The 13,192-nt window shown below is 64.3% G+C and carries 9 protein-coding genes and 1 pseudogene; 2 read left to right on the forward strand and 8 right to left on the reverse strand.

The features are described 5' to 3' along the window. Window positions 1–32: 32 nt before the first annotated feature. Window positions 33–2,249: an acetate--CoA ligase family protein gene (locus AB7M16_RS17545; RefSeq protein ID WP_453944644.1), complete on the forward strand. Its 2,217-nt coding sequence runs from the start codon at window positions 33–35 to the stop codon at window positions 2,247–2,249. Window positions 2,250–2,396: 147 nt separating this feature from the next. Beyond that, window positions 2,397–3,224, forward strand: coding sequence for an MlaD family protein (locus AB7M16_RS17550; protein ID WP_453944645.1), 828 nt, complete (start codon window positions 2,397–2,399; stop codon window positions 3,222–3,224). Between the two features lies 1 nt (window position 3,225). On the opposite strand, the gene AB7M16_RS17555 is transcribed toward AB7M16_RS17550, so the two are convergent. The 8 genes and pseudogenes from AB7M16_RS17555 to urtB form a co-directional block, all read right to left on the reverse strand. After that, window positions 3,226–6,339, reverse strand: coding sequence for an autotransporter outer membrane beta-barrel domain-containing protein (locus AB7M16_RS17555; RefSeq protein WP_453944646.1), 3,114 nt, complete (start codon window positions 6,337–6,339; stop codon window positions 3,226–3,228). A gap of 183 nt (window positions 6,340–6,522) precedes the next feature. Further along, window positions 6,523–7,563: an aliphatic amidase gene (locus AB7M16_RS17560; RefSeq protein WP_453944647.1), complete on the reverse strand. Its 1,041-nt coding sequence runs from the start codon at window positions 7,561–7,563 to the stop codon at window positions 6,523–6,525. A 38-nt stretch (window positions 7,564–7,601) separates the two neighbouring features. Beyond that, a pseudogene (locus tag AB7M16_RS17565) lies at window positions 7,602–7,980 on the reverse strand (FmdB family zinc ribbon protein). A 109-nt stretch (window positions 7,981–8,089) separates the two neighbouring features. Then, window positions 8,090–9,319, reverse strand: coding sequence for a formamidase (gene fmdA / locus AB7M16_RS17570; protein WP_157285379.1), 1,230 nt, complete (start codon window positions 9,317–9,319; stop codon window positions 8,090–8,092). 27 nt (window positions 9,320–9,346) lie between these two features. Beyond that, window positions 9,347–10,036: an urea ABC transporter ATP-binding subunit UrtE gene (gene urtE / locus AB7M16_RS17575; protein ID WP_172788869.1), complete on the reverse strand. Its 690-nt coding sequence runs from the start codon at window positions 10,034–10,036 to the stop codon at window positions 9,347–9,349. A gap of 193 nt (window positions 10,037–10,229) precedes the next feature. After that, window positions 10,230–10,985: an urea ABC transporter ATP-binding protein UrtD gene (gene urtD, locus AB7M16_RS17580; protein ID WP_453944648.1), complete on the reverse strand. Its 756-nt coding sequence runs from the start codon at window positions 10,983–10,985 to the stop codon at window positions 10,230–10,232. Between the two features lie 11 nt (window positions 10,986–10,996). Further along, entirely contained in the window at window positions 10,997–12,139 is a 1,143-nt protein-coding gene (urtC, locus tag AB7M16_RS17585; RefSeq protein ID WP_453944649.1) for an urea ABC transporter permease subunit UrtC, read from the reverse strand. A gap of 17 nt (window positions 12,140–12,156) precedes the next feature. Further along, a complete protein-coding gene (gene urtB / locus AB7M16_RS17590; protein ID WP_172788872.1) occupies window positions 12,157–13,083 on the reverse strand; it encodes an urea ABC transporter permease subunit UrtB in 927 nt (308 codons plus the stop codon). Window positions 13,084–13,192: the final 109 nt, after the last annotated feature.

Below are 13,192 nucleotides of genomic sequence, written 5' to 3' on the forward strand. Positions count from 1 at the left end.
ACACCAATAAGAACAACAGGTGAGGTCACGCCATGGAAGCCCATGTGTCTGCTGCGTCCGCGTCCCGCCCATGGTCTCCGCCGCCCGATGCCAGCGACATCATCAAGGGCATCCATGCCATGCTGCACCCGCACAACATCGTGCTGGTGGGCGCGACCGACAAGCCCGGCAATTATGCCGAGCGCATCTGGAACAATCTGATCAAGTACGGCTACGAGGGCGGCCTCTATCCGGTCAATGCCAAGCGCGACGCCATCTGGGGCGTTCCCTGCTACAAGGACTTTGCGAGTCTTCCGGAGAAGCCCGATCATGTCCTGGTGCTGGTGCCTGCGCGCTTTGCTGTGCAGGTGATCCGCGACGCCGCCGCGGCCGGCGCGCGTTCGGCCACCATCGTCACCTCGGGCTTCAGCGAGCTGCAGGATGACGAAAGCCAGAAGCTCGCTGCCGAATTGCAGGCGGCCGTGCGCGAGACGGGGCTCGCCGTGACCGGCCCGAACTGCCTCGGCAATTTAAGCGCCGGCGAAAAGCTCTTCACCAATATCGACGATCGCATCGTCACCATGGAGCAAGGCGCAGTCGCGATCGCCGGCCAATCCGGCGCCATCGTCATGGCGATCCGCCAGGCGCTGGAAGACCGCGGCGTCGGCGTCGGCTACATGGTGACCACAGGCAACGAGGCCGGACTCGAGACGCCGGATCTGATGCGCTATTTCGCCGAGGATCCGAGCATCAAGGTGATCGTCGTCTACCTCGAAGGCGTGCGCAACACCAAGGCCTTCCGCGACGCCTGCAAGGCAGCACGCGCGGCGAGCAAGCCCGTGATCGCCCTCAAGCTCGGCGCCTCCGAAGGCGGCCGCGCCGCGGCGATGGCGCATACCGGCGCGCTCGCCGGCTCGATCGAGACGTTCGACGCGATCGCGACGCGCGAAGGGGTGATCCGGGTCGGCGGCCTCGACGAGCTGATCGAGACCACCGAGTGCTTCGTCCACGCTGGCTTGCCCAAAGGCGACCGGCTTGCCGCCGTGACGCTGTCCGGCGGCAAGCGCGGCATGCTGATCGACGCCTTCTACGCCGCAGGCCTGAACTTCGCGCCGCTGAGCCCGCACGTCAGTGCGGAGCTCGCGAAGATGCTCGGCCCCGGCTCGATCGTCGGCAATCCGCTCGACGCCGGCTTCGCCGCGGTGGTCGATCCCTCCGTCTACATGAAGTCGATCAAGCTGATGATCGACGACCCCGATATCGACGTCGTCATCGTCGATGCCGAGCTGCCGAAGGCGCCGCACGAGCTGCGCGAGCGCAACTTGCGCATCGTCAACGAGATGGCGAGCAGGGCGGGCAAGCCGGTGATCTATATCAGCGCGATGTCGATCGGCTTCACCGAGCACACCAAGGACTTGCGGAAGTCGCTGCCACATCTCGCGGTCATGCAGGGCATGGACCGCGCGGTGACCGCGATCAAGTCGCTGCTCGCTTACGCCAAGCTGCGCAAGGAGGTGCCCGACATCGTCTCGAGCTCGAAGCCCGCCGCGCGCGCCGTGCTGGAGAAGACGCTGACATCGGCAACCGCCGCCGCGCTCGACGAGGTCGCCTCGAAGAGGTTGCTCAAGGCCTACGGCATCCCGATCTCGCAGGAGGCGATCGCACAGACCGCGGCGGACGCGGTGAAGATTGCCAAGCAGATCGGTTTTCCGGTCGTGGCGAAGGTCGTCAGCGCCGAGATCCTGCACAAGTCCGATATCGGCGGCGTGGTGCTGAACCTCAATAGCGTGGCCGAGGTGAAGAAGGCGTTCGCCGACATCACAGCGCGGGTCGCGAAACTCAAGGGCAAGCCGAAGCTCGACGGCATCCTGATCGCACAGCAGGTCAAGGCCGAGCTCGAGCTGGTGGTCGGCGCCTCGCTCGATGCCGAGATGGGCCCGGTCGTGCTGTTCGGCACCGGCGGCATCGACATCGAGCTGATGAAGGACGTCGCGCTCGCCGGCGCGCCGCTGGACGCAAGCGAAGCACGGCTCCTGATCGGCCGCACCAAGGCCGGCATCAAGCTGCGCGGCTATCGCGGCAGGCCGGTCTTGCACGAGGCCTCGGCGGTGAAGGCGCTGGTCGGGCTGTCCAATTTGATTGCGGATGCGGGCGATCGCATCGCCTCGATCGACATCAACCCGTTCCTGATCAACACCAGGACCGGTGTCGCCGTCGACGCGCTGATCGTGCTGAACAATGCTGCGGCGAGGCGGGCGGCGGGACACTGAGGTGCGTAGGGCGGATTAGCGCCAGCGTAATCCGCCCAATTTACACGACTGCTGAGGCGAAAGCGGCGGGTTACGCTTCGCTAACCCGCCCTACGTACCATCGCGGCCTTCTTCCAACCATCCCGCTTTGGCCCTAAACTCAGCCACATGGCACGCGCGAGCAATCTTGTGATCGGAACGGCGACGCTGGCGGCGATCGCCGTGGCGTTCGGCGGCCTGCTCGGCGTGCAGAAATGGCGCACCATCCAGAGCCGCAGCCAGTTGCGCGTGGTGTTCGAGGGCGGCTCCGCCAGCGGCCTGCGCCGCGGTGGGCCGGTCAATTTCGACGGCGTGCCCGCCGGCCAGATCCTGTCGATCAAGCTGGAGAGTCCCCGCAGGATCGTGGCGCTCGTCATGCTCGACAATGCCGCGCCGATCCGCAAGGACACCGTGGCGGGCATCGAGTTCCAGGGTCTCACCGGCGTTGCCGCGATCTCATTGATCGGCGGCGTCCCCTCTGCACCGCCGGTGCCGCTGGACGCGGACGGCATCCCGGTGCTGACGGCCGATCTCAGCGACGCCGAAACCATCGTCGAAACCCTGCACAGCGTCGACCGCACCATCGTGAACAACGCCCCAGGGATCAAGGAGGGCCTGCACACGTTCGAGGCCACCACCGCCGACCTCAGGAGCAAGGGCGGCGAGATCGACTCCGTCATGGCCAAGGTGGACAGCGCCTTTGCGGGCTTCGACAAGGCGGTCGGGAAGATCGAAGGCGCGGTGCCGGGCTTCGTCGACGGCAAGGCGGACGAGCTGTTCGAGAAGATCCAGGGGCTGCACGAGCTTGCCGGCACCATGAAGAAAAAGTCGGCAGCCTATCTCGACGACATTCGCCGCTCGCTGCTCGACGTCAGCGAGGCCGCCAACAAGATGAGCGGCGCGCCGGCGCCTGCGTCCCCGCGCCCACCGCGCAAGCCCGAGCAGAAGAAGCAGTAGCTTACCACGCGTAGCGCACGAGACCCTTGCCGGCGTAGGACCGCGTGAGGTTCGAGAACTCGCCCTCGAATGTCGCCGACGCGGACCAGCCGTTCATCCAGTTCATCTGCACCGATGCCGTGGTCAGCGCCGAGTCGCGCGCCTGCGCGGCGCCGTTCACGACGAAGGCCGATCCCGGCAGCGTCTGGAACACCGCACCGACCGTATGGTCCGGATTGTAATCGTGCGCCCAGGCGAGGCGGCCGCGCAGGGTCATCAGGCCGCCGGCCGCGGCAAAGGACCGGTCGGCGCGCAGGCCGAGCTCGGAGCGGGTGCTGGTGACGTCCTTGGCGGCATAGTTGAGCGCGAAGACGTCGCTGCCCACCACCGCCGACTCGGCATAGGCGGGAAGGCTGAACAAGGTGGCCTGGAGCGCGGCGTAGGGCGTGACGCCGGCCCATTGCATGGCGTAGCGATAGCCGCCCTCGATGCGGCCCGAGACGGCGTTGGCGTTGAACTGCGCCCGCAACTGGTCATAGCCGGCGGCCGTCACGACGCGGTTGGTCGTAACGTCCTGCCAGCCATAGGCGAACGCCGCCGTGACGTAGGCCGGTCCGACCGTATGACGCACGAAGGCGCCGGCCTGGAACAGATCGGAGCGCCCCCAACCGAGCCCGCTGACGTTGAATCCAGTCCCGCCGCCTGCGAGGGCGAAGCCCGCAATCGTCGACGGCGAGAAGCGGTAGTCGAGGCCCACGGCGGTGCCATAGACGTTGCTGGTGGTGTTGTTCGAGCCGAGGCCGACGTTGCCGTTGGTGGTCTGCGAGCCGCCATAGCCGGCCGCCCACACATCCCAACGCTGCTCGAACGTCGCAGCCGGCGCCTTGCGGTCGATCGCGGCGAACGCGTCGCGCGCGGTCGTACGGGTTGCGGCATAGGCACTCGCGCTTGCGTCATCGGCATAGGGTGTCGCGCCGGGCGTGCCACTGCGCGCCGAGCCGAACACGTCGGTCAGCAGATTGATGAACAGGTTCATCGCCTCAAAGGTCGTCTGCTGCGATGCCGTCGCCGACTCGCCGGAGGCCTGGGTCAGGCCCGCCGGTGAAAGATTTGCGAGCGCCACGGGCAGGCTGCCAGTACTGCTGAAATAGTTGGTCAACACGTTGGCGACGTTCTGCTGATTGATGTTGAGCCCGCTGCCGTAGCCCAACGCGAGGTCGAGGTAGACGTTGTTGGGATCGTAGCTGAGCGTCGGGTGCAGGTTGGACGACAGGCCGGCGACGACAGGATTGAACGTATCGGGCAGCGTCGCGGCGCTGAGGATCCTGTAGTGCTTCGCGACCGAGCCGGTGGGAACGACGACGACCGTCGCCCCGCCAAGCGTCGCCGTGCCGGCCACGACGGCGAGCCCGTTGTTGGCACCCGAGACCTGCACCATGTAGCTCGATGCCGACGTGAACGAGAGATTGCCGGCCACGTTGAGCGTCCCGGTCGGGCTGCCCGGCGCAAACGTACCGCCACTCACGGCGATCGCGCCGACCGAGCCCACGCCGCCGAACGTGCCGCCGGTGGCGATGCTCACGGTGCCGTTGATGGTGCCGGCAAGCATCAGCGTGCCGCCGAGCACGTTCCAGTCCTGATTGCCGGTGCCTGTTACGGTCCAGGTCGAGCTGTCGATCTTGTTGAAGGTTGCAAAGCCGTCGTACTGCAGGCCGGTGCCGATCAGGTCGAGATTAAACGTGTCCTTGCCGGTGCCGCCGAGCTGGAACGTATCGGTTCCGGTCGCCAGCACCTGGCCGTTGATGACGCTGCCGGGGCCGAGCGTCAGCGTGTTCGGGCCACAGATGCAGAACTCGATCGCGGCCAAACCCGTCCCGGCGTTGATGGTCCCCGAGTTGAAAACGCTGCCGCCGCCACTGACGCTGATGCCGATGCCGCCGGCCCCGACATTGATCGTGCCGGTATTGACGATCTGGTTGGTCGTGCTGAAAGAGCTGACGTCGATGCCGACGCCGGCAGCGCCGACGGTGATGGTGCCGCGGTTGGTGATGACATTGGAGTCACCGTCAACAAAAATGCCTTCGGCGAAATCGCCGCCCGTAATTCGTCCGCTGTTTGTGATCGTGGCCGACGAACCAGAATAGGCGACGCCCACGCCGCCCAGGCCGACACTGATCGTGCCGCTCTGGCTTATGATGGCCCGGTCACCCTGCACAGAAATGCCGGCCGATGCGGTATCCCCCACCGTGATCGCACCGCCGTTGGTGACCTTGGCATCATCGCCCTGCACGGCGATGCCGACGCCGACATCGCCGGCCGTGATTGAGCCAAAATTGCTGACGGTCTGGACGTTGCCTTGCAGGAACATGCCGGCCGCAAACTGCCCGACCGTGATGGTGCCGGTGGCGGTGTTGGTGACCGTGTTGTTGTTGCTGATCGCCAGAATGCCGCCGGAGAATCCGGCGGAGCTTCCGACCGTGATTGCGCCGGCATTGGTGATGGTCGTGGCACCAAACGCAAAAATGCCGCTGGCACCGTCGCCGCCGGTGATCGTGCCCGTCACGACGTTGGTGATCGTGTTGTTCTGGCCGGAGAAGACACCCACGCCCGACGCGCCAACCGACAGTGCACCGCTGTTAGAGATGGTGTTGTTGTCGCCGACCGAGATCGCGGCACCGTTGTCCCCCGTCGTGATGGTGCCGGCATTGGTGATGACGTTTTGATTGATCGCCTGGATGCCGAGGCCGTTGTCGAGCACCGTGATGGTGCTGTTGTTGATCACGGTGCTGGAATTTCCAACGGCGATGCCGGTGCGGCCCGAACCTGCCGACACTGTCCCGTTGTTGGTGACGGTGCTGGAATTGTTGACGCCGATCGAGAGCGTGCCGTTGTCGTTCACGGTCGCGCCCGAGAGCACGTTGACATTGAGGCCGTCGACCCCGGCCCCGGCCTGAAAGCCGTCGGTGTCGGTACCCGTACAGGTGACAGTCTGGCCGCTCGTGGCTGGATCCGGTGTGCAGGCCGCGTGGGCCGGCGACCCCAGCAAGGTGAGCCCCAAAGCGAGCGCGACCATGCTGACGGATAAAGCGGCAACGCACTGCCGATCCCGCCGCCTCGATTGCCCCTCACCGCTCACGCCACGCTCCCAGCCGGTTCCGCGGGGGAACTTAGGCGATGAGAGGGTCCCGTAGAACTACGGCAAGGCCGGAATTCGCCCGTTTGCCCCTAACCAAGGCAGAATCCGGCAGTCATGTTGCAGCCGAGCCACGGTTTCAGGGCAGAATTCCCGTTCTGTATATCGAGGGGGATCGCAAGAAGCTCAATAATTGCTGGCCGCCGATCCATTCGGAATGCCCTCGATCGGACACTCATCGGTGCCCGGCGTCGCGCGGGTCATCGCCTCGACCATGTCGCGGGTGCCTTCGGGGTCTTTGATCCAGTTCTTGTAGAAATCATACGGGCACGCCGCGACGCCGCGCGGGCTGTCGCCGGAATTGATCATGCCGGTGTAGCCGCGATGGACCAGCTTGTAGAGATGGTTCTGCGATTGGCCGTTGCGGCGCGCATCGCGGATCAGATGCTTCGACAGCTGGGCGTACTGGATGCCGTAATCCTCCTCGCCGCATTCGCCGAGGGTGCGGCCGTCGAAGCCGATGATCGCGGAGTGACCGAAGTAAGAGTAGACGCCGTCGAAGCCGGCGGCATTGGCGACCGCGACATAGACGTTGTTGGCCCAGGCCATCGCCTTGGAGATCATGACCTGCTGCTCCTTGGCCGGATACATGTAGCCCTGGCAGCGCACGATCAGCTCTGCGCCCTTCATGGCGCAGTCGCGCCAGATCTCCGGATAATTGCCGTCATCGCAGATGATTAGGCTGACCTTCAGCCCCTTCGGACCCTCGGAGACATAGGTGCAGTTGCCGGGGTACCAGCCTTCGATCGGCACCCACGGCATGATCTTGCGGTACTTCTGCACGATCTCGCCCTTGTCGTTCATCAGGATCAGGGTGTTGTAGGGCGCCTTGTGCGGATGCTCTTCGTGGCGTTCGCCGGTGAGCGAGAACACGCCCCACACTTTTGCCTTGCGGCAGGCCTCGGCAAAGATCGCGGTTTCCTCGCCCGGCACGACGGAGGCCGTCTCGTACATCTCCTTGGAATCGTACATGATGCCTTGCGTGGAATATTCCGGGAAGATCACGAGATCCATGCCGGGCAGGCCGAGCTTCATGCCGACGATCATGTCGGCGATCTTGCGAGCATTGTCGAGCACCTCAGCCTTGGTGTGCAGGCGGGGCATCTTGTAATTGACCACCGCGACGCCGACCGTGTCGTTGCTGCTGGAAATGTCACCGTGAAGCATGTTGAGCGCTCCTGTCTTCCGTTCGTGTGGGTCGTGGGTTAGTGGCTGATCATCCAGGGCCGCGCGGTCGGAAAGCCCTTGGCGCCGCTTTTGGTCTTGGTCATCAGCCGCGCGGGCTTTTTCCTGTCCGTCGGGGCTCTTGTCCTTCACGGACTTGCCCGAGGAGCAGCAGCCGCAGCCCGGGCCGTGCGAGGCCTTGTATTGCGCCAGCGTTTGCGGCGCGTGGGTGCTGCGCTCGTTGACGGCGTGCGCCTTGCGCTTCTCCGCCGGCATGCAGAAGAAGTTCGGCGCGGTCAGGATGACGCGGGGCGCCATGGTCTCGCAGTGCGGACAGCTTTGCGGATCGTCGCATTCGGCCATCGGGCGCAGGTCCTTGAAGGGACCGCAATCGTCACAGAGATATTCGTAGACCGGCATCGCATCACCTACGCTCTTGCCTGTTCACACAACTCGCTGCCACCGTGCGCGTGGCGACAGCCCCTCACCCCGACCCTCTCCCCGTAAGAACGGGGAGAGGGGCGCGGCGTCATTTGTCCGGCGAGATCGGCATCTGGATATCGCCGGTGATGTGCTTGATGGGTCCGGCCGCCGACGGCATCACGTCGAAGTCGAAGATCTCGGTCGGCAGCCACAGCGTGGCGCAGGCGTTGGGCACGTCGACAACGCCGGAGATGTGGCCCTGGCACGGTGCGGTGCCGAGGATCGAATAGGCCTGGGCGCCGGAATAGCCGAACTTCTTGAGATACTCGATGGCGTTGAGGCAGGCCTGACGATAGGCGATGTGGACGTCGAGATAATGCTGCTTGCCGGCCTCGTCGACCGAGATACCTTCGAAGATCAGATAGTCCTTGTAGTTCGGCGTGATCGGCGACGGCTTGAAGATCGGGTTCTTGATGCCGTATTTCGACATGCCGTCCTTGATCACCTCGACCTTGAGGTGCAGCCAGCCGGCCATTTCGATGGCGCCGCAGAAGGTGATCTCGCCGTCGCCCTGGCTGAAATGCAGGTCGCCCATCGAGAGACCGGCGCCGGGGACGTAGACCGGGAAGTAGATCTTCGAGCCGCGCGAGAGATCCTTGATGTCGCAGTTGCCGCCATGCTCGCGCGGCGGCACGGTGCGCGCACCCTCTGCACCGATCTTGGCTTTCACATCGCCCTTGGCGCGGCCGCCATGGGCGGTCGGCGCGAACGGCGGATTGGCAAGGCCGGGCACGCGTGTCGGGTTGGTCGAGATCAGCTCGGCCTCGCGCTTGTTCCAGGTCTCCAGCATCTTGGGATCGGGAAGACAGCCGATCAGGCCGGGATGGATGAGACCTGCAAAGTTGACGCCGGGCACGTGACGCGACGAGGTGTAGAGACCCTTGATGTCCCAGATCGACTTCTGCGCCAGCGGGAAGTGGTCGGTGAGAAAGCCGCCGCCGTTCTGCTTGGAGAAGAAGCCGTTGAAGCCCCACAGGCTCTCCTTGAGCGGGCCGACGTCGAGCAGGTCGACGACGAGGAGGTCGCCGGGCTCTGCGCCCTTGACGCCGATCGGGCCGGAGAGGAAGTGCACGATCGACAGGTCGATGTCGCGCACGTCGTCGGCGGAATCGTTGTTCTTGATGAAGCCGCCGGTCCAATCATAGGTCTCGATGATGAAATCGTCGCCGGGATTGACCCAGGCCACGATCGGAATGTCGGGGTGCCAGCGGTTATGCACCATGTCATTTTCATAGGCCGATTTGGTGAGATCGACCTTGATCAGTGTCTCTGGCATCGAGATGCTCCCCTTTTACACGGTTGGTTAGACGGACAGATATTTCGAGACCTGCGCGGCATCGACGGCATCGCGCGGATCGTCGCGCACGATCTCGCCGTTCTCGATCACCAGCACGCGGTCGGCGATGTCGAGCGCGAAGCTCAGGACCTGCTCGGAGACGACGATCGAGAGCCCCTTCTCGTCGCGGATGCGCTTCAAGGTGCGCGCCATCTCCTTGATGATGGAGGGCTGAATGCCTTCGGTCGGCTCGTCCAGCAGCAGCACCTTCGGCTTGGTGGCGAGCGCGCGCGCGATCGCCAATTGTTGCTGTTGCCCGCCCGAGAGATTGCCGCCGCGGCGGCCCTTCATCTCCAGCAGCACCGGGAACAATTCGTAGATGTCGTCAGGCACCTCCGAGCCGCCGGACACGACCAGCCCGGTCTCGATGTTCTCCTTCACCGTCATGGTGGAGAAGATCATGCGGCCCTGCGGCACGTAGGCGAGGCCCTTGGCGACGCGTTCGTAGCTCTTGAGGTTGCCGAGCTCGGCGCCGTCCATGCTCACCGAGCCGCTTCGAGCCGGCAGGATGCCCATCAGCGACTTCATCAGCGTGGTCTTGCCCATGCCGTTGCGGCCCATGATCGCGACGATCTCGTTCGCCGCGACCTTGACGTTGAGCCCGTGCAGCACCTCGCTCTGGCCGTAGGCGACGTGGAGATCGGAAATAGCCAGCATGATGCGCTCCTAGGCTCGCTGTTGCTTCACCTCTCCCCACCGGGGAGAGGTCGGCGCGTAGCGCCGGGTGAGGGGGCGCAAGAAGCCTATCGAGGGACCGGAACCCCTCACCCGAATGGCTGCGCCATTCGACCTCTCCCTACGGGAGAGGTGAACGGAGTGCGCAGCGCTCGTCCGCCCCGTACGCACCATCTCAGTGCCCCAGATAGACTTCGACGACGTTGGGATCGTTCTTGACCTTCTCCATCGTCCCTTCCGATAGGATCTGGCCCTGGTGCAGCACGGTGACCTTGTGCGCGATGTCCTCGACGAACTTCATGTCGTGCTCGATCACCAGCACCGAACGGTTCTTGATGATGCGGTTGAGCAGCTCGGCGGTCTTGACGCGCTCCGAGACGCTCATGCCGGCGACGGGCTCGTCGAGCATCAACAGGTCGGGATCCTGGATCAGCAGCATGCCGATCTCGAGCCACTGTTTCTGGCCATGGCTGAGCTCGTCGGCATAGGTGTTGAGCTTGTCCTTGAGGAAGATCATCTCCGCGACCTCCTCGACCCGGTCTTTGACCAGCTGATCGCGCTGAAAAGTCAGCGAGCCGAACACGGTGCGGCCGCGCGGGAACGAGATCTCGAGATTCTCGAACACGGTGAGATCCTCGAACACCGACGGCGTCTGAAACTTGCGTCCGACGCCGGTCTGCACGATCTCGTTCTCCTTCATCTTCGTGAGCTCCTTGCCACGAAACTGGATCGAGCCCGAGGTCGCCTTGGTCTTGCCGCAGATCAGGTCGAGCACCGTGGTCTTGCCGGCGCCGTTGGGACCGATGATGACGCGGATCTCGTTCTCCTCGACGTAGAAGGAGAGGTCGTTGACCGCCTTGAAGCCGTCGAACGAGACGGTGAGGCCGGAGACCGCGAGCAGGAAGTCCTTGGGCTGGTGTCCAATGAGCATGATCTACCCCCTCACTCTGCCGGCGCGCCGTCGGCGACCGAATTGTCGTTCCAGCCCGCCTTCGCCTTGCGCGAGACGAACAGCCGGTCGATGCGCGGCTGCACGTAGTCGGCCCAGAGCCCGGACAGGCCGTTCGGGAAAGCGAGCACGACCGCGATGAACAGCGCGCCAAGGCCGAACAGCCAGAGTTGCGGGAAAGATTCCGACAGGCTGGTCTTGGCGAAATTCACCAGGATGGCGCCCCAGATTGCCCCGAAGATCGACATCCGTCCGCCGACCGCGGTGTAGATCACCATCTCGATCGACGGCACGATGCCGACGAAGGACGGCGACATGAATCCGACATTGAGCGCGAACATGGCGCCGCCGATCGCGGCGAAGATCGCGGCCATGCAGAAGGCGAAGATCTTGAAGTTGGCGACGCTGTAGCCGGAGAAGCGGACGCGGTCCTCCTGCTCGCGCATCGCCACCAGGATGCGGCCGAGCTTGGTCAGACGGATGAACTGCGCGATGCCGATGCAGGCGAACAGCAGCACCACCTCGACGAAGTACAGGATGACCTTGGCGTGGTCGGGCCGGATGTCCCAGCCCTTGAGCGTGCGCAGGTCGGTCATGCCGTTGATGCCGCCGGTATAGCCCTGTTGACCGACGATCAGGATGGTGAGGATGGCGGCGACGGCCTGGGTGATGATCGCGAAATAGGTGCCGCCGACGCGGCGCTTGAACATCGCGGTGCCGATGATCAGGGCGAACAGGCCGGGCACCAGGATGATGGCGAGGATGGTGAAGGTGAGGCTGTGAAACGGCTGCCAGAACAACGGCAGCGCCGTGATCTGATTCCAGTCCATGAAATCGGGAATGCCGGGCGTCGACTGGATCTTGGTGTTCTCGACGCTGGAGGCCTCGAGCTTGAGAAACATCGCCATGCAATAGCCGCCGAGGCCGAAGAACACGCCCTGCCCCAGGCTCAGGATGCCGCCATAGCCCCAGCACAGCACGAGGCCGAGCGCGACAAAGGCGTAGGTCAGATATTTCGCGACCAGGTTGAGGCGGAATACATCCAGCGTCAGCGGCAGGATCACGAACAGCACGGCGGCGAGCGCAATGAAGCCCATCAGTTCGGATCGGTTGAAGAAGCGTGAGTTGATGATCATGACTTGCCTGCTTCTCGTTATTTGCGGACCTTGAGGGCGAACAGACCCTGCGGCCGCAGCATCAGGATGCCGACGACGGCGAGCAGCGTGAGCACCTTGGCCATCGAGCCCGACATGAAGAATTCGAGCGTCGATTGCGTCTGCGAGATCGAGAACGCGGAGGCGATGGTGCCGAGCAGGCTGGCGGCGCCGCCGAACACGACGACGAGGAACGTATCCACGATGTAGAGCTGGCCCGAGGTCGGCCCGGTCGAGCCGATCATGGTGAAGGCGCTGCCGGCGACACCGGCGATGCCGCAGCCGAGGCCGAAGGTGTAGCGATCGACCTTCTCGGTGTTGATGCCGACCGCGCCGGCCATGATGCGGTTTTGCACGACCGCGCGCACCTGGCGGCCCCAGCGCGACATGTAGAGAACGTAGGCGACGCAGATGGTGATCAGCACGGTGAGGCACATCACGAAGACGCCGTTGATCGGCACCTCGATGCTATCGGTGACGCGCAGCGAGCCCAGCATCCATTGCGGCAGCTCGACGCCGACCTCGCGCGCGCCGAACACCGAGCGATAGGCCTGCTGCAGCATCAGGCTGAGGCCCCAGGTCGCGAGCAGCGTATCGAGCGGGCGCTTATAGAGGTGCCGGATCAGCACCCATTCCACCAGCATGCCCAGCGCGCCGGATGCGAGGAAGGCCAATATCATGGCAAGGAAGAAGTAGCCGCTGAACAGGCTCGGCAAATAGGCCTGAAAGAGATTGGAGGTCATCCAGGTGACGTAGGCCCCGAGGATCATGAACTCGCCATGGGCCATGTTGATGACGCCCATCTGGCCGAAGATGATCGCAAGGCCGAGCGCCATCAGGACATAGACGGAGAACAGGATCAGTCCGGCAAACCCCTGCATGACGAAGATCGAGCCGAGGTCGCCAATCGAATAGTCGCCGAACATCCATGTCCTCCGTCGGGAAAGGGTCCCGCGTCGCGAGCAGGTTCGCGACGCGGGGGCTTGAGGCATGGACTTGCGGTCCACGCCAGGGAGCGGTTTTGCCTCGAGGGAA

Source organism: Bradyrhizobium sp. USDA 372 (assembly GCF_053629095.1).